Source organism: Cyanobium sp. Cruz-8D1 (assembly GCF_024345975.1).
Lineage (GTDB): Bacteria > Cyanobacteriota > Cyanobacteriia > PCC-6307 > Cyanobiaceae > Cyanobium.
In genome coordinates this window covers 205,236-224,362 of sequence record NZ_JAGQCD010000002.1, presented here as the reverse complement: position 1 = coordinate 224,362, position 19,127 = coordinate 205,236, and the positions used below count along the sequence as shown (strand labels likewise).

Genomic DNA, 19,127 nt, shown 5'->3' with positions numbered 1-19,127 from the left:
GCAGGTGGAGGCCTTCCTTGGCCTGGTGCCTGATGGGCAGAACACTGGTTGCGGCCAGGGCTCCGGCCGCAATGGCAAGCCCTGGCGCATGCCCGAGAAGCCCCCTGCCGATGCGCCGCCGCCGCCGATGAACCGCGGGGCCACCGCCCAGTGGGCCTACCGGAACGCGGCTGGTGAGGTGCTGTTTTGGATCCAGCGGATCCGGCTGCGCAGCGGCGGCAAGGCCTTCCTGCATCGTGTCTGGCTGGATGGCGACTGGCATCGCCCAAGCCGCCGCGACGCCTTCACCTGCGACTGGCCGGCACCGCGTCCGCTCTACGGCCTGCCGGGCCTGGGCCAACGACCAGAAGCGCCGGTGCTGGTGGTGGAGGGGGAGGGCACGGCCGATGCGGCCGCTCGGCTGTTCCCCCAGCACGTGGTGCTGAGCTGGGCCAATGGCTCCAAGGCGATCGCCAAGGCGGACTGGACGCCGTTGGCTGGCCGTTCGGTGACGCTCTGGCCCGATGCCGATGCTGCCGGGGTGGCGGCCATGGAGAGCCTGGCCGCCCTGCTGCATCCCCTCGACTGCCAGCTGCAACTGGTGGCCCTGCCGGCGGATCTGCCCCAGGGCTGGGACCTGGCTGATGCCGACTGGACGCCCCGGCAGGCCGCGCGGCAGCTGGCGAAAGCAGCCCAGCCATGGACGCCCCCACCCACCGCTACCGATGGCAGCGACCACGCCCCGGCAGCGGCGGCGGCACCCAGGCCGGCAGCGCCCTTCCTCTGCCTGGGCTTCGATGCGGATGCGAACTTCTACCAACCCGCCAGCACCGGCCAGGTGATCCGCCTGCCCCGCGGCTGCCACACCGCCACCCATCTGGTGGCCCTGGCACCACTGGAGTACTGGGAGACCCTCTACCCCAGCCGCACCGGTGTGAACTGGCCGGCCGCGGCCAGCGATCTGCACAAGAGCTGCGCCGCGATGGGGATCTTTGCGGTGGAGCGCATCCGCGGCCGCGGCGCCTGGTGGGATGAGGGCCGCACCGTGCTGCACCTCGGCGATCGTCTGATCACCCCCGAGGGGGAGCACCCGATCACCAAACCGTTCAGCTCGCGGCACATCTACCAGCGCCTCGAACGCCAGGAGGGGCCCTGCGGCGTCAAGCCCCTAACCGTGGAGGAGGCGGCGGTGATCGTCAGCATCGCCAACCGCTTCCGCTGGGAGGTGCCCGCCTCCGGCACCCTCCTGCAGGGCTGGGTGGTGCTGGCTCCGATCTGCGGTGCCCTGCGCTGGCGGCCCCACCTCTGGCTCACCGCCGGTGCCGGCTCGGGCAAGAGCCAGATTCTCGATCGCTTCGTGGTGCCGCTGCTCGGCGACCTGCGCCTGCCGGTGTCGGGCGCCACGACAGAGGCCGGCTTGCGCCAGACCATCTGCTCGGACGCCGTGCCGGTGGTCTTTGATGAGGCGGAGAGCAACGAGAGGGGCGACCAGCAGCGGATGCAGGCGATCCTCTCTCTGGCGCGGGTGGCCAGCAGCGAGAGCAGCGCCGAGATGCTCAAGGGTTCCCCCAGCGGCGATGTCAGCCGCTACCGGGTGCGCTCGATGTTCCTGATGTCCTCGATCGCCACCGCCCTCAAACAGGGAGCCGACAAGAGCCGCTTTGCCCAGCTCACCCTGCGCAGCCCCACCGAGATGGGCCAGGAGGAGCGCGAGGCCCACTGGCAGAGCCTCGATCGGGATCTTGAGCGCTACATCACCCCGCAGTTGGCGCGGCGCTTGATCGCCCGCACCGTGACGCTGATCCCGGTGATCCGCCAGTCGGTCGTGGTCTTCACCGCGGCTGCCGCCCGCCACTTTGATTCCCAGCGCCTGGGGGATCAGTACGGCACCTTGATGGCCGGCGCCTGGTCGCTGCTCAGCGATGCGGTGCCCAGCCAGAAGGAGGCTGAGGAGTGCATTGAGTATCACAACTGGGACAGCTACAGCCAGAGCACCGAAGTCCCAGACGAGGCCCGCTGTATTCAGACGATCCTGCAGCGCCAGGTGCGGGTGGAGACCGACGACAAGCCCGTCACCCGCACCATCGGCGAACTGGTGGAGCTGGCGGCTTGCCACACCACCTGCATCGACGTGAGCCCTGGCCTGGCAGCCCAGACCCTGGGGCGCCATGGCCTGCGGGTGGACCAGGACCGCCTGCTGGTGAGCAACACCGCCAAGGCCATCGAGCAGTTCCTCGCCGATACCGCCTGGCAGAACAGCTGGCCGGTGGTGCTGTTGCGACTGGCTGGTGCGGCACGGGCCGGACCGGTGCGCTTCTGTGGCGCCGGCATGGTCAGCCGCGCCGTTTCGCTTCCCCTAGACGTGCTGTAACCCAAAGCCGTTACAAATCGGCCAGACATAACAGCAGCGGTAACGCCGAAATCTATTGCCCCGCAGTCGATTTGAGCGGTTGTAACGATGTAACGCTCCAGGGAGCACATAGAGCCCCCCTATGAATTCAAAGACGAATGCACACCCTCTTGGTTTGGCACTGCTGCTTGCTAATGCTTCTATATCTGAAAAAGCGTTACATCGTTACAGGCACCCCCAGAAGCCTCTGCCGGTCGGCCATCTCGGCTGTTACGGCCACCGTCACACCGCGTCACAACTGAAACGGCCATGCTCACCACCACCTCCACCTGGCTTGACCCCATTCCCGGCCTTTGGCGGGATGAGTCAGCCCATCGCTACTGGCTCGGCGATCACCTGTTCCCGGTGTCGATCACCGGTGTGCTGGCCCATGGCCTGAACGACACCGCCAAGCGATCGATCGAAGCCAAGCGACCGATCTGGGAGCCGCGCGGCGTCACGGTGCATGCGGCTCTGGAGCACTACAGCCAGGCCCGCTTCCTGGTGGGCCGGAGCTCCGTCGATGCCTTGCTGGATGTGGAGCAGCTGCCGGGCCATCACCAGTACCGGGACTGGATCCTGCCGCTGCTGCAGCTGCCGCTCTGGGAGGAGGTGCAGGTGATCGCCAGCGAACGGCTCACCTGCTGTCTGGTCCGCAACCTGGCCGGGGCCTTCGATGGCGCCTACGTCTCACCGGCCCTGAGTGAGCGGCGGGGCCGTGAGGTGCGGGTGCTGTACGACCTCAAGACCCTCTCGGATCACGGCCGGCCCTATTCCACCGCCGCCCAGCTCGGCGGCTACATGGTGCTGGAGGCCGCCCAGGGGAACCACTACGAGCTGGGCCAGACGATCTGGAGCAAGCCCGGCGAGGCGTTCGGCAGCACCTTCTACAGCCGTGAGCAGTGCCTGGCGGCCTGGGCCGCCGCCTGGAGCCGCTATTGCCTGGCTGCAAGGCCCTTCTAGGCGCCAGGAGTAGCGCGAGCCATTCAGGTCACCTGTGCTAGCAGTTGCTGGCCACTAGACTGAACGGGCTCGGATCTGTCCGGGCTTCTTTTCCGGCGCTCCTCGATGGCGGACCTCCTGCTTGCTCCTGCTCCCCCGGCCTCAGCCGCGGATGCCCCTGATCTCGATGGCCTGCTGGATCGTGTCACCGCCATCAAGGCCCAGCAGAAAGAACTGGAGCAGCAGCTCGAGCCGTTGCTGGAGGCCCTCGGCACGGCGATGGTCGCCGGCCAGCTGGATCCGTCCTTCTCCCACAACGACTGGGCCTTCTGCCACAGCCCTGGCCGGTTGAGCTATGCGTTCCCGTCGGCGGTGCGGCAGATCGAGCAGCAGCTCAAGGCCGCGAAGGAAACGTCCATCCAGCAGGGCAGCGCCACGGAGAAGCGCGGCAACCCCTTCTGGACCATCCGCCCCCCGAAGACTCAGCCGCTGCCGTTCTGATCTGATGCCCCCACCTGCCCACCACCAGGCCGCTTGTGATCCAGTGGAGGAGCTGCGCTCCGCACCCGATCAGCAGGACGTCGATGGGGAAGCGCTGTGGGAGCCGGTGGCGGTGGACCCAAGCCGGCCGATAAGCCAGACCAACCCACCGCGACGAGCACCCCATCACGTTCAGACCCCCAGAGCCACCGCTGGAGAAGTCGAACGGAGGATTGCCGAGGCCCAGCTGTGGATCGCCCAGCGGCTGCCGCTGCTGGAGATCAGGGCAAAAGCAGGCGAAAGCTGGGGGGTGAGCAACGTCAAGACCATCAATCGCTATCTCGACCTGGCGCGGATGCGGATGGTGGAGGAGCTGATCTCCGACCGCCGCCGGCACTAGGCCGAGCAGATCTTTGCGCTGAACGACTGCGCCCGCCGGGCGATGGATGCCGAGCAGTTCTCTGCGGCGGTGGGCGCCTTCCGGGTGATCGCCGAGATCGGCGGGCTGCTGCGCGCCCCGATCAAGCCGCCGGAGGCCAAGGGCTGATGGGCCGCATCGCCTCTACCTTGCGGACTGCGGCGCCTGCCTTCAGCGACAGCGGGCTGCTCCTCGATCCCGCAACCGACCTCTGGGCTGATTGGGGCCTGCTGGGTGTTCACGATCCCGACCGGGCGACAACGATCGACAAACAACGGAATTTCGGTGAGTTCATCCTCCGGGCCTTTCCCAGCTTCCAGTTCAGCCGCTTCTCGGAGCTGCTGATCGGCCTTCTCCAGCAGGTAGCCGATGGCCAGCTGACGCGACTGATCGTCTGCTGTCCACCGCGGGCTGGTAAATCCGCTCTTGTATCGCGCCTGTTCCCCGCCTACTGGGTGAGCCAGCACCCGCAGCTGTTCTGCGCCATTGCCAGCTACTCAGCGGAGCTGGCCTATGCCCACAGCCGCGAGGCACGCCACTACTACCGCCTCACAGGCCATGCCCTCTCCAAGGATTCGGCCGCGGTGGGCAACTGGCTCACCCCCCAGCGCGGCGGCTGCATCGCTGCCGGTGTGAGAGGCCCGTTCACCGGCAAGGGCTACAACCTGGGGATCATCGATGACCCCTACAAGGGCCCGGAGGATGCCAAGTCGGCTCTTCAGAGGGAACGGCTGATCGATTGGCTCAAGAGCGTGTGGTTCACCCGGGCAGAGCCCGGCCAGAGCAGCGACGGGCAGTGGCTGCCGGCGGCCCAGGTGGTGGTGCAGACCCGCTGGGACCACCAGGACATGATCGCCTGGCTCCTCGCCCAGGAGGGCCAGGGGCACGAGGGCGGCGAGAACCCCGAGCACTGGACCGTGCTCAACCTGCCGGCGATTGCCGAGCCGATCAGCATCGCGATGCCGATCCCGCCCACCTGCACCCGCGTTCCGGACTGGCGCCAGCCCGGTGAGGCCCTCTGCCCCGAGCGGGTGCCGCTGGCGGTGCTGCAACGCATCCGCACCCGCCTGGGCTCCTACTGGTGGAATGCGCTCTACCAGCAGCGCCCCAGCCCGGCCGAGGGTCTGCTGTTCCGCAAGCAGTGGCTCCAGCCGCCCCTGCCTGTCGCCCCTGGCCAGCCCCGGCGCTACGCGCCGCTGGTGCTGAGCTGCGACCTGAGCTTCAAGGACGGCAAGGACAACGACGCCTGCGGCTTTGCCCTGCTGGGCCTGCTGGAGCCTCAGCGCCATCCGGCGGTGGAGGCGCGGCGACAGGGTCTGGCGCTGGCCGCCAACGCGGCAGGAGTTCAAGGGGCCCGCAGGGGTGTGAATACCACTCACACCCCTGCGGGCAGCCCAGACCCATGGGCGGAGCTGCAGATCGAGGCCCTCTGGGCCCACCGGCAGCGGCTCGACCTGCCGGGGGTGATCAAGTTTCTGCTGGCCTCGTTGGCGTCCCTGGAGCGGCAGGGCCTGCGGCCCAATGCCGTCTTGATCGAGGACGCCGCGAACGGCCCGGCGGTCTGCCAGCTGCTTAGGCGCCAGGTGCCAGGCCTGATCGCCATTCCGCCGAAGGGCAGCAAGGCCTCCCGCGCCCATGCCGTGGCCCCGCTGGTGGAGGCGGGCCAGGTGCGCTTTGCCCGCAAGGCCGACTCCCTGGTGGAAGAGCTGCTGGCCTTCTCCCCCAGGGGCGGTGTGGACGACCAGGTGGATGCCTTCTGCCAGGGGGTGCTCTGGATTGAGGCCCAGTTCTGGCGGGGCCGTGGCTACGGCAGCTCGCCGGTGCCGATGGTGTTTAGCCGCTGAGCGATGACCCACGCCATCGCTCAGCCCCTGCGAACGCCCGCCTGCCGCGCTGCAGCAAGCCAGCTCGATTTACCCCTGCGGCCGCCCGTGGTGGCGACATGCGTGCCACGGCAACGCCGTGCTCAGCGGGTGCGGATCGGTCTTCTAGCGAGGGAGCGACCCCAGCGCCAGGGCGATGCCGTTCAGCTGGTGCTCGCCTTCCCTCCCAAGCCACGCCGGCACCGGCCGGTGAATCCCCATGCCGCCGCTAATGCCCTGGCCCTTGAGCACCTCGACATCGCCAAGACCGTGGCGGCCAACATCTCCCGCCGCACTGGTCACCCCAGAGAAGACCTGGAGCAGATCGCCATGCTTGGCATCCTCCAGGCCGCGAGGCGCTATGCACCGGAGCGAGGATCATTCAGGCCCTTTGCGCGCACCTATGCGAATGGGGAGGTGTATCACTACCTCCGCGACAAGGGCTTCTTGATCAAGGTGCCGGCCTCCTGGCGGGAGCTGCATGCCAGGGGACAGAAGTTGCTCAGGTTGGGGATTTGTGTCGGTGAAGTGCCCAAGAGGCTGGGGGTAAGCACGGAGAGGTGGGGGGAAATTATGTTGGCATGCACTCAACGTGTCGTAACCATGGAAGCAGAAAAGGATTAACGGAAATATGCCATATTCCGCTAGTGAGAAACAATCGTTTATCGATCAGCGTGTTCATTCAACGGGACGAATAGCTTGCCTGCTGAACCCAGGCAATCCCAGGCGCACAGACATCCCCGTCGAGTCGATGTATAATTACAAGATCCGCAAATTCGGGACATTCGCCGTGAACGACCACACCCTCCTTGATTCCGCCGTCATGAATGTTTTTCACTTTGAAGACGGAAAGCCAAATTTCAACGACCTGGCGCAAGAGATAAATGGATTTACTTATTGGTCTGCGCGCGATTACATGAAAATGCTGGGCTACGAATCCTTTGAAGCATTTCGGAAGGCAATCAATAAAGCGATTTCAACGTGCACCACACTTGACATCGATGTTTCTGAGAATTTTCAGCAAGCCACTGCAGATATTGACGGCCATCCGGAAAGAGATTTTCGCTTATCTAGGTTCGCCTGCTACTTGGTGGTAATGAATGCCGATTCGAAGAAGTTGCAAGTTGCTCAGGCTCAGGCATTCTTTGCGGCAACTGCTGAGAGCATAAGGAGATATGTGGACAGAGCTGAGGACGTGGAGCGGGTGCTCATACGCGACGAAGTTTCGACCCACGAAAAAGCCCTAAACTCCGCTGCTATGTCGGCAGGCGTCTCAAATCAGGGGTTTGCACTTTTCCAGAATGCCGGCTACAGAGGAATGTACAATATGGATCTTAATCGACTCAAGAAGCATAAGGGGTTGCAGCAAACCAAGAGATCTCTGCTCGACTTTATGGGTAAAAATGAGCTCGCCGCCAATCTTTTTAGGCTTACCCAGACTGAGCTAAAATTGAAGAATGAAAACGTTCGAGGCCAGGCCAATGCCGAGCGAGTAGCCGAGGATGTCGGCAAAAAAGTAAGAGCCACAATGCTGGAAATTAGTGGAACAAAGCCGGAAGATATGGAGCTCACTGAAGACATTAAAACGGTCCGCACTTCATTGAAGCAAACCCATAAAGGACTTAGTAAAACAGATGGCTGACCTCCTTCAGGTTGCTCTTGCTGCCCTGGGGGAACGACTTCATCCCTGAGCTCTGATCAATACCATCGACACTGGACTTGTCGATATTCTGGGGTCTCGTTCGTTCCAGAGTTTGAAAGTTCTTAATGAACTTGTATCGCTTAACCTCTAGCCACCTCTAGGGATTTCGCCTACTTCGCCGCCGAGGAGCAGCGGCGTTCTTTGGCAATAGGAGGCACTTCTCTTGTGCGCGACGTGCTCGCCATCAAAACCTCTCCATGGCATACACATCTCGCTCTCACAGCGCTGAGAACGTCCCTGCAGATCACCGCCGACTGCTGGGCCCTGCTGGCCGCCTCCGACGGCACCAGCCGCAAAGAGCAGTACCTTCCCAAGGGCGAACGGGAACCGGAGACCGCCTACCGCAAACGCCTCGATGCCGCCCGCCCCTCGGGCTTCTTCCGCGATGCCCTGCGCACCTACGCCGGCATGCTCAGCCGGGGGAGCTGGATCAGCCTCCCGGCCAGCCTGACCTCGGTGCTGACCGACGTGGATGGCCGAGGCACGGACCTGGGCGTCTTCCTTGCTGCTGCCGACCTGCTGGTCCTGCGGGACGGTGCCGCCCTGGTGCTGGTGCTGCCGCCGGAGCACAGCTGGCCTTCAGAAGGCGACCGGCAGGAGGCCCTGCGCCGGGGTGATCGGCTGTCGCTGCCCCGGCTGCAACTGGTGCCCCGTGCCAACTGCCTGAACTGGGAGCTGCCCGTCTCCTACGGCCTGCCGGGCCGGATCATCTGGCGGGAGCCGGTGAACCGGCCCATGAATGCTGAGCCCGCTGGGCCGGAAGAAGCGGTGGCCGAGCAGATCAACGCCCTGCTGGGCGATGCCGACGCCCCCGACCGCTGGCACTACCGCAGCCTGCAGCTGCTCATAGCCGGGGAGGCGAGCACCGGCCTGCAGCTGGCCCATCACCCGGTCTGCGCAGACCCCCAGGCGACCAGCGGCTGGCGCTGCGGCGAACCTGTGGTCACCAGCTACGAGGGCATCCACCGGCTGCCGGCCTGCTGGTACACCTCAGATGGCTCGGCCTTCGGCGAGGGTGATCTGCCCCACCTGGGCCTGGCGCACCAGTACCTCAACCACTTCCGCTGCAAGAGCGAATACGAGGAACTGCTCTCCCGCACCGCCCTTCCGGTGGGGGTCCGCAAGGGGATGGTGGACGCCATGGGCAACAGCCAGGCCGGTCCGGTCGTGCTGGGCCCCAACACCTGCATGGACCTGCCATCGGACGCCTCCTTTGAGTTCGTGGAGATCCGGGCGCGCTCGCTGGCGGAGCACCGGGCCTGGCTGCAGATCCTCGATGACACCATGCGGCGCGATGCGCTGATCCCCTCGCAGAACCGCGGTGCGGCCCGTACCGAGATGGAGATCAGCCTCACGGCCTCCCAGAGCTACGCGCTGCTGCAGGCGATGGCAATCCAGAAGGCCTCGCTGTTCTCGACCCTGCTCCAGCACTGGTGCGCCCTGACTGGCGAGCCCCTCGATGCGGCGGCTGGTCTGCAGGTGACGGTGAGCCCGCTCACCCCGCCGATCCAGCCGCAGCCCCAGGTGAAGGAATGGATCGAGCTCTACGACAAGGGGGTGATCAGTCGGGAGGAACTGCGCCATCAGTTGGCGCTGGCCACGGCCAACGCCATCAGCAGTCCGACGCTCGATGACAGCCCGGCCACCAGGGCAGGCGAAAGCAGTCCTCCCCCAGTGGCCCTACGGCAAGAGGCAGCAGAGACCACCCCTGCTGCCGCATGAGCCAGACCCCCACCGACTCGCCCTACCGCTGGCGGGCTGCTGACCTGGAGGAAATTCGCATCGCCCTCTCGATTCCGGCCCGGATGCCGGCGATCCGCGCCATCAGCGATGCCATGGCGGATCTTGAGCAGCTCTACCCCGACGCCATCCCCACCGCCCGGCGGGAGCTGGATGCCATCGCCGCCATTGACATCGAGCTGGCGGGGCTGGGCCCGGAGCAGCTCCAGGCCCCGATCGAGCAGCGACGCAAGGCTGTGGCGCCAGATGTCCTGCCAGAGGACGGGACGTTGCCGGTGAAAAAGGCGGATGTGATCGAATTCGACACCGAGCTGCTGCGGGAGGAAACGGTCACCCGTTTTGGTGTGGGCCTCTCGATCGAGGCGGCTCTCCGGCGCCAGCGGGGCAGCCATGCCCAGGCCCTGCTGCTGATGCTGCCGAACCTTGCGAACTGGAGCCGCGATCCGCAGCTCAGTGGTCAGGGCAGTGCATTCACCACCGCTCTGGAGCGGGGCTGAACCGTGACCAGCACTCCCGCCACAGGCGGGCGGCCCCCCTCGGCGCTGCAGCCCTATGCCAACGCCCGCATCCTGCTGTTTTCCAACGCCATTCCCGGCGTGCTCGATTCCGACCGTACCGGCCGCTTTCTCTTTGAGGGCTTCCTCAAGCGCCTGCGAGGGATCTCCAGCAAGGAGAACGCTCCCGGCCTCGATACCGGTGACTTCACCTACGAGGGCTACCTCACCCGCGGAGCAGTGCTGTCGCTGACGCCCTCCCAACCCTGGGACTGGCTGGGGGCGGCCATCAGCTGGAGCACCAGTGGCATCCGGCCCGTGTCTGCCACCACCCCGGCGCTGCTCACCCCCTGCTTCGGTGCCGTCTGGTTGGGGCCGCTCACGGAGCTGCGCACCCCAGGCCTGCTTCCCTCCCCCAGCCGGGGGCAGTTGGGTGCCTTCTCGGTGACGGAGTTCGGCGGGCTCTACGGCGCCGGCGGCATCGGTTCATTGACCCAGCCGCTGCTGGGCGAGCGCATCCAGGCCGCGCTCAAACCCAACCGGGTGGCGGTCGTCGGCACCGGCGACAGCCTCAACCTGCTGGCCGAGCGCCACGGCACCACCGTGACCACCCTGCGTGGCCTGAACCCCACCATCACCAACCGCCCGTCGGATCTACTACCCCTGGGGAGCTGGCTATTCATCCCCAAGCGCCGCGCCGCCGCCAACGCCGACACCAGCACCACCAGCCTGCCGGCTGGCTTCTACACGCCCGAAACCCTGGCCACCTACCTGGGGGTGTCGCTCTCGACGATCTACAGCTGGAACTCCAGCGGCTATGGCCCGCCCTTCGTGAAGCTGGGCAACCTCGTCCGCTACACCTTCGAGGACGTGGAGCTCTGGCTGGCCAGGCAGCTGGAGCTCTCGCGGGGGTGAATTGGACCCATGGCAATAGTTGGAGAACGCAGCCCGGATGGGGCGTTCTTCCACGACAGCCGCGATGGGTCATGGCCACTGCCACTTCTTCTTCCACCACCTCCACTGCCCCTGCTGCTGCCACCGGCGGCCAGGGCGTTGACGACACCTACAGCGCCACAGGCCAGAGCGCCGATGCTGCTGCTGATTCACTGGGCGGCGACAGCATGCCGAGTGACCCACCGGCCCAGCCCCCGGCTGCTGCTGCACCACCTGTCGACCTTGGCAGCGACGACGCTCGATCATCTGACCCCCTGCGGGCCGAGCGGCGCAAGAACAACCAGCTTGAGAAAGACATTCGCACCCTGCGCCAGCAGCTGAACCGCTTCTCGGAGATCAACCCCGAGGAGTACGCCCGCCTGCAGGAGGCCGAACGCCAAAAGCAGATCCTTGAACAGCAGATGGATCTGCGCGAACGCCAGATGGAGGAGGCCTCCGCCCAGAAGGTGGCTGCTGTCTCTGCTGAGCGCGATGAAGCCAAGCAGCAGGTGCTCCAACTACGCAAGGACCGCCTGCTGGAGCGTGTCTTCTCCCAGGCCGAAGGCCGCACCGGCGGTGACGCGCGCGGCACCTTCTTTGACATCTTCAAGGGGCAGCTCGGCACCTGCTTCCGCCTGACCACCGGCGGTGACTGCAAGGACGTGCTCGAACCCCTGGACTCCCAGGGCAAACCGCTGCTGGGTGATGACGGCCGTCCGATGACCACCACCGAGTTCCTCGATCAGATGCGGGTGCATCCCGTCTACGGCTTCCTGTTCCAGCAGCGGGGGCCAGCCGGCATGCAGGCCGCCGGTGCCATGACCGCCTCCGGCATCGCCAGCAACGGCGAACCGCTCAACCCCCAGGCGATGTCGGCCTCGGAGCTTTACCGAGCCTCCTTCGCGGTCAACGGCCGCACCCCCTCCCGCCGGGCTTGAACGTCCGGCCACCTGCATAACCCCGAGGTGTCCCGTGACCCTCCGATTCCTTCATCACCTCCTCTCACCCTTCAGAGCCATGACTGCCCTGCTCGATCGCATCGTCGGCGTGATCGCCGGCTTCCAGTCCCGTGAGGCCAGCCTCCGTCAGCAACTGGCTGAGGCCCTGGCTGATGACGCGGCCGATGACGCCGCCATCGCAGCCGCCCAGCGCGATGCCCTTACCGCAATGGAGCGCGCATCCACCGCCGAAGCGCTGATGGCCCAACTGCAGGCCAGCGCTAAGGACGCCGACACCGAGCTGCAGGCCATCCGCGCCTACACCGATCAGTTCGTGCCGCCGCTCACCGACCAACCCCAGAGCACTGCTCTCCCTGGTGGCGACACCGCGGCGGTGCCTGCCGAACCGGTGGTTGTCGCCGGCGACAGCGACGGCGCCGATGAACCGGAGCCCAGCGCTGTCGCCGGCGATCCTGCCCTTGGGCTGGGCGCTGCTGACCCCGAGGCCAGCAGCAGCCGCGATCAGCCCCCGGCGGCCTGATCCCATGCCACGCCGAGGCAAGGACTACTACCGCGGCATCTCCTTCCAGCCGCCTGCTCCTGTCGCCGCTGCTGCCCGCCGCGCCCTCGAACGGCGGGCCCAGCAGCCACCGTCCAACCGCGGCATGACAACGGTGGGCCTGGCCCGGGCCCGGCAGCTTTCCAACCGCCAGGAGCTATCGCCCACCACCATCGACCGGATGGTCAGCTACTTCGCTCGCCACGAGGTCGACAAGCAGGGCTCCAGCTGGGAGAGCTACGGCAAGGGCCGTCAGGCCTGGGATGGCTGGGGCGGTGACCCCGGCCAGCGCTGGGCCCGCTCGATCGCCCGACGGATGGATGCTGCCGAGCGGCAACAGAACCAGCGCCGGACCGCCGAGCAAACGCGGTGATAACAGGCCTGCCAAGCCATCCAGCGATGTTGCTGATTCGGGAGAAATTCCTTACACGAACCGATCACATCCAGATCAAGCCAACCAAACTGGCCGATCCAGCATCAGAGCCGATCTGACGAAATCGATGCGAATCTTGCATAAGAAAGCTTGGACAATAAATGCGGGACCGCTTATAATCTATCGTCACCATTTAAGTACAAGCGTATCAATGCCCTCCCCCCCCCCCGCGCAGGGGCTGTCCGGATTTGATGCTTCCCGGATGCCGCAGCGATTGGATCTGGAGATTCAGCCTGAGATCTATGCGCAGATCGAGGAAATCTCCATCCGCAGTGGACGCTCCATCCCAGAAATCATCCAGGAGCTGATCAGCCGCTCCCTGCCTGATCCTCCTTCGATCGATACCTAGATGGGCATCATCAGGGCTGATCTGATCAGCACAGTGAAAAACCGGCCACAGGCGAACCCGCAGCCGGTGATGCAGGGCTGAGGGGGCCGCCGGCCCCAGCCGGAGCCTGCTGGCTCAGAGCACCGAGACGGTGCCAAGGCGCTGGGCCTGCAGCTTGCGAGCCCACTGATGGGCCAGAGCCGCCGGCATGAAGCGAGGCTTTTTGACTGGCCGACCACGACGGCCATAGAAGACCGTGATGCGCTCAGCACCGGGGCACTTGCTGCCACCGGGATAGACGTGCACCAGCAACTGGCGGATTTCGCAGCTGGGGGGAAGAAGAGGCCAACACGAGAGAGGAAAGGGACCGCTGGGCTGAGGGAGCCTGTCGGCCTCCAAGGCGGAGCTGCGCACCTGATTCAGCTCCTGCAGGGCTGCAGCGTGGTGTGGGTGAATTGAGGCGGCGGGTGGCCTTCGGCCTTATTCGCGGCTGAGCTCCTCCACGTAGCGGGCCAGATTCTGCCGTTCGGCTTGGCTGCCGGTGCGCAAGCTGCGGGGGGCGCGCTGCGGCAGACGCTGCAGCCGATCGAAGGTTTCGAGCAGCAGGGGCAGCTCGCGGCCACGGCGCTGGGCGAGGCCGGCGAAGCCGAGGCAGAAGCTGAGCAGCAGGAGAGTGTTGCGGCTGGCGAGGGGCACCACCTTCCAGAAGCGGCTGCGGGCCGCATCGGCGCGGCGAAGGTTGAGCTGTTGTTCGGCATCGAGCAGATCCCGCTTCATCCTTTCGCGCAGCACCGGCAACGGCATGGATTGATAGGCGGCTGGCGGGGGTGGTGCCGAGAGGCTCCGCAGCCGACTGAAGACCTCAGTGGTGCTGCCCGACTGCCGCACCACCTGGCGCAGGGAGGTCACCAGCGTTTCGAGACGGCTGAGTTCGCGCTGCCTCTGGCCGTCGGCCTTGCTGTTGAGCTGGCCGAGCGCTGCCCACTGGAGCGGGATCAGCAGCAAAAAACCCAGACACACCGGCAGGGCCAGGCGAGCCGCCCAGCGCAGCTGACGTCGCAGCCGCCGATCCCAGTCGCTGAGGCCGGAGGCGAGATGCAGCAGGCCGAGGCCGAGCAGGGGGAGGTAGGCGATCGCCAGCAGGGAGCTGATCAGCGAGAGCTGCCAGGCTGGATCAATCAGGCGGACCGGAACGATCGCCGCCAGCACCTGAATGACGAACAGTCCGAACAGCACATAGGCAAGAAAGGCGAGCCTCCAGGAGAGAAAGAGATGCTGGAGGGATGGGTCTTCTGAGCTCAAAATTGCGGTGCTCGCGGGTGAAGATCAACCTGCTGTATCAGGCGCCACTGGGCGAGCGAGGCGAATGCGACGCTTCAAGCGACGGCTGGCCCCGAAGGCGGCGGCGGCACCGAAGAGGGGGAGGGGGGCGGGAACATCAGTATTATTGGAGGGGGAGAAAGGATTGTTGTTCGCAACAATGAAACTTGCGCCACCACCAAAATCTCTAAATACAGCGTAAAGGGTGTGCGATCCTGCGGTGAGGTTAACAGTGCCAGCCCTATTCTCAAGATCTGGAAAATTTGTGGCCTCAAGGCCAATTTGGCTGCCGCCTGTAATGGTGGGTTGATCAAGAGTCCCTCCCAGATTCCCATTAACAAATAACGTTAATCCGTTATCAGCGCCAACTTCAAAATCAAAAAGATAATTGCCTGCTTGATTGACGGTAAATGTTTGTGCAAAAATCCAATTTCTCTCATTGCTGTCTCCAAAGGGATCAAATCCTGTATCATTTATGGAGATCCAATTGAAAGTCGTTCCCATAATAGTTGAAGGTCCGAATGCATTGACAACATACGAATCGTACCCAATTGATTGAGAGTCGGGTGGCGTGAATCCTTGCGGCGCGGCTATGATTTTCCAGCGCGTATCTCGATCGCCGATGTTGAGATTTTGACCCGTACCGAACACCGGCGCCGGCGTGGCGGCGCGAGCAGGGCTGCTGCCGATACTGAGAATGATGGAGGCCGTCAGGGCAACGGCGGATGCGAAGTTGCGAGCAAGCTTCATAGCAAAGATTTTCCGAGCGGAAAAAATTAGTTGCCAAGAGTTTAGGTAAGAAGGTTCGCCCAGTCTTCGCTGTTTGTTGACCTGGCGTCCGAGGTTTTTCACCTGGCGTCCGGCGACGGCGCCCCTCGATCGCGGCTGAGCCGTTGTACGGCCTTGTAATAGCGCTGCGCTCCATCCTTAAGCGCGTGCAGGCTGGCTTCGTCGGCTGCGCCCGCGGCTGTGGCTGATGCGGTATCTCGCTCGAGGTGGGCTGGGAGTGGCTGGTCGCCTGCCTGCTGCCGGGCCTGTTTCGGGGAGAGGCCCCAGCGATCGCTGAACGCTCGGCTGAAGCTGGAGACGCTGCGAAAGCCGAGCTGGATGGCGAGCTGGCTGATGCTGAGGCGGGAATCAGCCGATTCGAGCATCTCGCGGGCCATCTCCAGCCGCCGCGCCTGCAGATAGGTGCGGATGCCGCCCCAGGGTCTGAACAACTCATAGAGCGTGGATCGCGACAGGTGGAAGGCGGCCGCGATGCTGGCGGCATCGAGATCGCTTCTGTGCAGATTGCTGTCCAGCCATTGCTGGATGGTGCCGATCAGGGAGTGGTGGTGGTCGAGATCAGTACCCTGCGCGGAGACTGGTTCGCAGAAGTAAATGCGGGTCAGGCTTGCCAGGCCCAGTGCCAGGCCCTGGCCCAGGTTGGGCTGGGGACTCGGGGGCCTCAATCCTGTGGACTGCATCTGCCAGAGGCTGAGCAGGTGCTGGCGCAGCAGATCGGCGCGGGGGTCGTCCGAGCGCAGCAGGGCGGTGTGTGGTTCCGACCAGCCGGGAGCGGTGAGCAGGCTGCGCGGCAGAACGGCGTAGAGCTGCTGGTGCTCGCTCCATTCACAACGGAAGGTTTCGTGGTTGTTGAGCAGAAAGAGATCACCTACTTTGACCTGATACTCATTCTGCTCGCCGGCCCACTGCATCGAGCCGCTTTCCATCAGCACCAGCATAAAACTGTCAACATGATCCCGCCTGATCATCGTGGCGGTGCGCTCGAAATACTGAGGGGTAGACGTCATCTGCCCGATCATGATCTCCCCCATGTTCTGCAGCTGGGCGCGCACCATCAGGCTGGATGGTTGCTGATAGCGCTCATGAACTGGCCTGTGGACCAGTGAGCCGACGTCGTGCCAGAACGAGAAGCGTTCACGCCGCTCCACCAGCAACAGATCGAACGCAATCGGTGGCTCCTGCGGCTCCATTCGGGAGCATTGCTTTGAGGTTGCCTGGGAGTTTAGCTTGCTTTTGCTTTTGGATTGTCGCCTTTGTCACCTGGAGGTGGCCTGTCGCGGGCTTTGCCGATTGATGTTTCCCTTACACTTCTGCGGCTGCCTTCTGCTCTCCCCTGAGCTGTTCAGCGAGGTGTGCGAAGCCAACCTCGACGCCGTGGTTTCGCCCCGCTCAGCCCTGATCTGGCGGTGGAACTGGTGAGTGCGCGCGTAGCCGCAGGCTGGGCAGGAGTGGCAGGCCCGCGCGGGAGCACGGCGCTGTGCAGGAAGATGGCCTCCTTTCAGCCGCCGGCTCCTGTTGCCGCTGCTGCCCGTCGCGCCCTGGAACGGCGGGCCCAGCAGCCACCGTCCAACCGCGGCATGACACCGGTGGGCCTGGCCCGGGCCCGGCAGCTGCTCCACCGGCAGGAGCTCTCACCGCAGACGATCGATCGGATGGTGAGCTACTTCGCCCGTCACGAAGTCGACAAGCAGGGCTCCAGCTGGGAGACCTACGGCAAGGGCCGTCAGGCCTGGGATGGCTGGGGCGGAGACCCGGGCCGGCGCTGGGCTACGGCTGTTGCCCGGCGGATGGATGCTGCCGAGCAGGCAGGTGAACGCTCAGCCGACCAACGCCGCCGCTGACGGACGCATGATCGCTCCCACAACCAACCAGTTCCACAACCGACATCGCCACCGATAGAGCTGCCAACCCCGAACCGGTGAAACCAGAATCGCCGAACGAATCGAGGCTGAAAAGGGGGGTATACCCCCGAATATCAAAAACCCGCGCCGGCTGCCTCGGAAATTTCTCAGATTCTCGGAAATCACCACCCTTCAACCTTTGCTGTCCTGATCGACCACCAGCAACAGACCGCCCATGATTGCCAGGTTCTTGAACAGCTGAATCCGCTCCATCCTGTCGGCCACATCTCCGTGGAACAGCAAGGTGGTGGGCACCAGGAACACCAGCAGCAGCACCGCTCCCAGTCGGGCCTTCCAGGCGCTGATCACCAGCGCTGAACCCACCGCCATCAGGGCCATGGCCGCCACCAGCAGCACCGGTGCCAGCGGTAGTCCCTTGGCGGCAATGGCGCCGGCCACGCCGGCAAAGCCCGTCAGCTTGCCAATGACGGCATGGATGAACACCAGGCACAGCAACACCCGGGCGATGCGGTTCAGCAACGAGGGCTGGTGGCTCTGCTGGTTCATCGGGGTGAGGGCTGCTGCGGGCATTGTGTGGCCGGTGGCCAAGGTCCGGGCGTTGCCCGCGAGTTGTCCTGTATGCCTTTACTGCCCCACAGGGAAAAGCCCCGGGGGCCCGCAGGCCCGCCGGGGCAGGGGCCGCAGCCCCTGGCGGCTCAGAGCACCGAGACGGTGCCGAGCCGCCGGGCCTGCAGCTTGCGAGCCCACTGATGGGCCAGCTCAGCCGGCATGAAGCGGGGCTTTTTGACCGGGCGACCACGACGGCCATAGAAGACCGTGAGGCGCTCAGCAGCGCCCGCCTTGCTGCCACCGGGATAGACGTGCACCAGCAGCTGGCGGATTTCGCAACAGGGGAAAGAAGAAGCCATCACGAGGAAGGCGAGGGACACCCGCGTCAGGCCTCGGCTGTAGCGGCCCGCAGGGACGAGACGGCCGGGGCAGCGGTGCAGTCCTCCCCCCTCGCCGACCGTGATGGCTCCGGTCCCCACCAGTGCTCCACTTCCGCCAGTGGTGTCGTGGGTCCCGGTGGATCGGCTGCCAGGCCATGCCGGGCAAGTCGTCCATTGCGGCCGCGAGCAGCAGAAAGACAGGGCCCCGGGGAGCCCTGCCGGCTGGTGTGCCTGCCTCAGAAGGGCACCAACGCCTCCAGCGCCGGATCAACGGGCATGGCTGGCGCGGCCGACTGCTGCTCAAACAGCACCTCAGCCGCCAACTCAGCCAGCCGGGGATAGCGCTCGCTGCAGAACGCCAGATCATCGAGCAGCTCCCAGCAGCACTGCTGCAGGTGGGCTTTGCGGGACAGAGAAGCCATGGAAGGGCTCCGCGTAGGACTCCTCTGCCGGCGGGGGGCGGGTCAAGGGCCCGGCCACAACTGAGATGCGCAGCGCCGCGGAGCCAACGTCAGCACCGGCGGGCTCGTGAAACCCTTGAGGCGCCCCCCGACCATGAAGCGGGCCGGAGCGGAGCCCGTTCAGGAGCTGGTGGCTGCAGTGCCGCCGCGCTGCTCACTTCGGCGGCTGCACGAACGCCGCCGATCTGCTGATCGGCCGTTTGCAACGCCCTGGTATTCAGCGTGACAGTGCAACATCCGGCACAGTGGACAAAGTTGCTTTGCAAGCGGATCCCGTGATGGCACCCCTGAACGGCCCCATGCTTTTCTCTCGACAGCACGCGAGGCGGGCCTACCGGCTCATCGACGCCTTCCTCCAGCCCCATCCCTACCTTGATGGTCGTTACGAGTCGATCGAGGAGGCCATCTCAGAGGCCATCGGCTGGCTGGCTGGATTCGAACCTGACCCGGGCCAGGCCTCCATCGGCCTGGAGGTGAGCACCAGCAACGGTGACTGGCGCACCATCCGCCACCCCGTGCAGCTGCTCTGCCCGCTGCCGACGACGGCGCTCTGATTCCGTGGCGATCAT

At 65.1% G+C, this 19,127-nt stretch carries 24 protein-coding genes; 17 read left to right on the top strand and 7 right to left on the bottom strand.

Annotated elements, in window-relative coordinates; genetic code table 11:
- The 14 genes from KBZ33_RS02665 to KBZ33_RS02600 form a co-directional block, all read left to right on the top strand.
- Window positions 1–2,350, top strand: a 2,350-nt coding sequence (locus KBZ33_RS02665; protein WP_254949823.1) for a DUF6371 domain-containing protein, incomplete at its 5' end; no start/stop codon positions are given.
- Window positions 2,351–2,638: 288 nt separating this feature from the next.
- Window positions 2,639–3,331 carry a hypothetical protein gene (locus KBZ33_RS02660; RefSeq protein ID WP_254949825.1) on the top strand — a complete coding sequence of 231 codons (693 nt, stop codon included), beginning with the start codon at window positions 2,639–2,641 and terminating at the stop codon, window positions 3,329–3,331.
- 105 nt (window positions 3,332–3,436) lie between these two features.
- The gene (locus tag KBZ33_RS02655; protein ID WP_254949827.1) at window positions 3,437–3,811 is read left to right on the top strand and encodes a hypothetical protein; all 375 of its coding nucleotides are present in this window, start codon (window positions 3,437–3,439) and stop codon (window positions 3,809–3,811) included.
- 4 nt (window positions 3,812–3,815) lie between these two features.
- Window positions 3,816–4,190: a hypothetical protein gene (locus KBZ33_RS02650; protein WP_254949829.1), complete on the top strand. Its 375-nt coding sequence runs from the start codon at window positions 3,816–3,818 to the stop codon at window positions 4,188–4,190.
- Between the two features lie 167 nt (window positions 4,191–4,357).
- Window positions 4,358–6,052, top strand: coding sequence for a terminase (locus KBZ33_RS02645; RefSeq protein WP_254949831.1), 1,695 nt, complete (start codon window positions 4,358–4,360; stop codon window positions 6,050–6,052).
- Window positions 6,053–6,055: 3 nt separating this feature from the next.
- A complete protein-coding gene (locus KBZ33_RS02640) occupies window positions 6,056–6,694 on the top strand; it encodes a sigma-70 family RNA polymerase sigma factor (RefSeq protein ID WP_254949833.1) in 639 nt (212 codons plus the stop codon).
- A 166-nt stretch (window positions 6,695–6,860) separates the two neighbouring features.
- Window positions 6,861–7,712 carry a BRO family protein gene (locus tag KBZ33_RS02635; RefSeq protein ID WP_254949835.1) on the top strand — a complete coding sequence of 284 codons (852 nt, stop codon included), beginning with the start codon at window positions 6,861–6,863 and terminating at the stop codon, window positions 7,710–7,712.
- Between the two features lie 234 nt (window positions 7,713–7,946).
- The gene (locus KBZ33_RS02630) at window positions 7,947–9,494 is read left to right on the top strand and encodes a DUF4055 domain-containing protein (protein ID WP_254949836.1); all 1,548 of its coding nucleotides are present in this window, start codon (window positions 7,947–7,949) and stop codon (window positions 9,492–9,494) included.
- Complete coding sequence (locus tag KBZ33_RS02625; RefSeq protein ID WP_254949838.1) at window positions 9,491–10,009, top strand: hypothetical protein; 519 nt, start codon at window positions 9,491–9,493, stop codon at window positions 10,007–10,009. The genes KBZ33_RS02630 and KBZ33_RS02625 overlap by 4 nt, the downstream gene beginning before the upstream one ends.
- Before the next feature lie 3 nt (window positions 10,010–10,012).
- Window positions 10,013–10,921: a helix-turn-helix domain-containing protein gene (locus KBZ33_RS21575; protein WP_254949840.1), complete on the top strand. Its 909-nt coding sequence runs from the start codon at window positions 10,013–10,015 to the stop codon at window positions 10,919–10,921.
- 71 nt (window positions 10,922–10,992) lie between these two features.
- Window positions 10,993–11,877: a hypothetical protein gene (locus KBZ33_RS02615; RefSeq protein WP_254949842.1), complete on the top strand. Its 885-nt coding sequence runs from the start codon at window positions 10,993–10,995 to the stop codon at window positions 11,875–11,877.
- Window positions 11,878–11,956: 79 nt separating this feature from the next.
- Window positions 11,957–12,418, top strand: coding sequence for a hypothetical protein (locus KBZ33_RS02610; RefSeq protein ID WP_254949843.1), 462 nt, complete (start codon window positions 11,957–11,959; stop codon window positions 12,416–12,418).
- Window positions 12,419–12,422: 4 nt separating this feature from the next.
- Window positions 12,423–12,809: a hypothetical protein gene (locus KBZ33_RS02605; protein WP_254949844.1), complete on the top strand. Its 387-nt coding sequence runs from the start codon at window positions 12,423–12,425 to the stop codon at window positions 12,807–12,809.
- A 262-nt stretch (window positions 12,810–13,071) separates the two neighbouring features.
- Window positions 13,072–13,218, top strand: coding sequence for a ribbon-helix-helix protein, CopG family (locus tag KBZ33_RS02600; RefSeq protein WP_254949845.1), 147 nt, complete (start codon window positions 13,072–13,074; stop codon window positions 13,216–13,218).
- A gap of 114 nt (window positions 13,219–13,332) precedes the next feature.
- Here the strand turns inward: KBZ33_RS02600 and KBZ33_RS02595 are convergent, their stop codons facing one another.
- The 4 genes from KBZ33_RS02595 to KBZ33_RS02580 all read right to left on the bottom strand — a co-directional run bounded on the left by KBZ33_RS02595 (window position 13,333) and on the right by KBZ33_RS02580 (window position 16,496).
- Window positions 13,333–13,509 carry a hypothetical protein gene (locus KBZ33_RS02595; RefSeq protein ID WP_254950231.1) on the bottom strand — a complete coding sequence of 59 codons (177 nt, stop codon included), beginning with the start codon at window positions 13,507–13,509 and terminating at the stop codon, window positions 13,333–13,335.
- 168 nt (window positions 13,510–13,677) lie between these two features.
- A complete protein-coding gene (locus tag KBZ33_RS02590) occupies window positions 13,678–14,499 on the bottom strand; it encodes an HpsJ family protein (RefSeq protein WP_254949846.1) in 822 nt (273 codons plus the stop codon).
- 24 nt (window positions 14,500–14,523) lie between these two features.
- Window positions 14,524–15,369 (bottom strand): hypothetical protein, encoded by an 846-nt coding sequence (locus tag KBZ33_RS02585; protein ID WP_254949848.1) that lies wholly within the window; start codon window positions 15,367–15,369, stop codon window positions 14,524–14,526.
- Window positions 15,366–16,496, bottom strand: coding sequence for an AraC family transcriptional regulator (locus tag KBZ33_RS02580; RefSeq protein WP_254949850.1), 1,131 nt, complete (start codon window positions 16,494–16,496; stop codon window positions 15,366–15,368). Before KBZ33_RS02580 ends, KBZ33_RS02585 begins: the two co-directional genes overlap by 4 nt.
- Window positions 16,497–16,599: 103 nt before the next feature.
- Here KBZ33_RS02580 and KBZ33_RS02575 point away from each other — a divergent pair, with 103 nt between their 5' ends.
- On the top strand, window positions 16,600–16,725 hold the full coding sequence (locus KBZ33_RS02575; protein WP_254949852.1) for a hypothetical protein: 126 nt from the start codon (window positions 16,600–16,602) through the stop codon (window positions 16,723–16,725).
- Between the two features lie 68 nt (window positions 16,726–16,793).
- The gene (locus KBZ33_RS02570) at window positions 16,794–17,147 is read left to right on the top strand and encodes a hypothetical protein (RefSeq protein WP_254949854.1); all 354 of its coding nucleotides are present in this window, start codon (window positions 16,794–16,796) and stop codon (window positions 17,145–17,147) included.
- Window positions 17,148–17,339: 192 nt separating this feature from the next.
- On the opposite strand, the gene KBZ33_RS02565 is transcribed toward KBZ33_RS02570, so the two are convergent.
- From KBZ33_RS02565 to KBZ33_RS02555, 3 genes are all read right to left on the bottom strand, one after another.
- Complete coding sequence (locus tag KBZ33_RS02565) at window positions 17,340–17,738, bottom strand: DoxX family protein (protein WP_254949855.1); 399 nt, start codon at window positions 17,736–17,738, stop codon at window positions 17,340–17,342.
- Between the two features lie 125 nt (window positions 17,739–17,863).
- Window positions 17,864–18,196 (bottom strand): hypothetical protein, encoded by a 333-nt coding sequence (locus KBZ33_RS02560; RefSeq protein ID WP_254949856.1) that lies wholly within the window; start codon window positions 18,194–18,196, stop codon window positions 17,864–17,866.
- A 137-nt stretch (window positions 18,197–18,333) separates the two neighbouring features.
- Window positions 18,334–18,519 carry a hypothetical protein gene (locus KBZ33_RS02555; RefSeq protein ID WP_254949858.1) on the bottom strand — a complete coding sequence of 62 codons (186 nt, stop codon included), beginning with the start codon at window positions 18,517–18,519 and terminating at the stop codon, window positions 18,334–18,336.
- A gap of 338 nt (window positions 18,520–18,857) precedes the next feature.
- Between KBZ33_RS02555 and KBZ33_RS02550 the strand changes: the two genes are divergently transcribed.
- Window positions 18,858–19,112, top strand: a complete 255-nt coding sequence (locus KBZ33_RS02550; protein ID WP_254949860.1) for a hypothetical protein — start codon at window positions 18,858–18,860, stop codon at window positions 19,110–19,112.
- Window positions 19,113–19,127 lie beyond the last annotated feature (15 nt).

Excerpts from the sequence above, each read along its gene's own strand:
- KBZ33_RS02660 (WP_254949825.1), top strand. The coding sequence starts at position 2,639 with ATGCTCACCACCACCTCCACCTGGCTTGACCCCATTCCCGGCCTTTGG.
- KBZ33_RS02655 (WP_254949827.1), top strand. The coding sequence starts at position 3,437 with ATGGCGGACCTCCTGCTTGCTCCTGCTCCCCCGGCCTCAGCCGCGGAT.
- KBZ33_RS02650 (WP_254949829.1), top strand. The coding sequence starts at position 3,816 with ATGCCCCCACCTGCCCACCACCAGGCCGCTTGTGATCCAGTGGAGGAG.
- KBZ33_RS02640 (WP_254949833.1), top strand. The coding sequence starts at position 6,056 with ATGACCCACGCCATCGCTCAGCCCCTGCGAACGCCCGCCTGCCGCGCT.
- KBZ33_RS02625 (WP_254949838.1), top strand. The coding sequence starts at position 9,491 with ATGAGCCAGACCCCCACCGACTCGCCCTACCGCTGGCGGGCTGCTGAC.
- KBZ33_RS02615 (WP_254949842.1), top strand. The coding sequence starts at position 10,993 with ATGGCCACTGCCACTTCTTCTTCCACCACCTCCACTGCCCCTGCTGCT.
- KBZ33_RS02610 (WP_254949843.1), top strand. The coding sequence starts at position 11,957 with ATGACTGCCCTGCTCGATCGCATCGTCGGCGTGATCGCCGGCTTCCAG.
- KBZ33_RS02605 (WP_254949844.1), top strand. The coding sequence starts at position 12,423 with ATGCCACGCCGAGGCAAGGACTACTACCGCGGCATCTCCTTCCAGCCG.
- KBZ33_RS02600 (WP_254949845.1), top strand. The coding sequence starts at position 13,072 with ATGCCGCAGCGATTGGATCTGGAGATTCAGCCTGAGATCTATGCGCAG.
- KBZ33_RS02580 (WP_254949850.1), bottom strand. The coding sequence starts at position 16,496 with ATGGAGCCGCAGGAGCCACCGATTGCGTTCGATCTGTTGCTGGTGGAG.
- KBZ33_RS02575 (WP_254949852.1), top strand. The coding sequence starts at position 16,600 with ATGTTTCCCTTACACTTCTGCGGCTGCCTTCTGCTCTCCCCTGAGCTG.
- KBZ33_RS02570 (WP_254949854.1), top strand. The coding sequence starts at position 16,794 with ATGGCCTCCTTTCAGCCGCCGGCTCCTGTTGCCGCTGCTGCCCGTCGC.
- KBZ33_RS02565 (WP_254949855.1), bottom strand. The coding sequence starts at position 17,738 with ATGCCCGCAGCAGCCCTCACCCCGATGAACCAGCAGAGCCACCAGCCC.
- KBZ33_RS02555 (WP_254949858.1), bottom strand. The coding sequence starts at position 18,519 with ATGGCTTCTCTGTCCCGCAAAGCCCACCTGCAGCAGTGCTGCTGGGAG.
- KBZ33_RS02550 (WP_254949860.1), top strand. The coding sequence starts at position 18,858 with ATGCTTTTCTCTCGACAGCACGCGAGGCGGGCCTACCGGCTCATCGAC.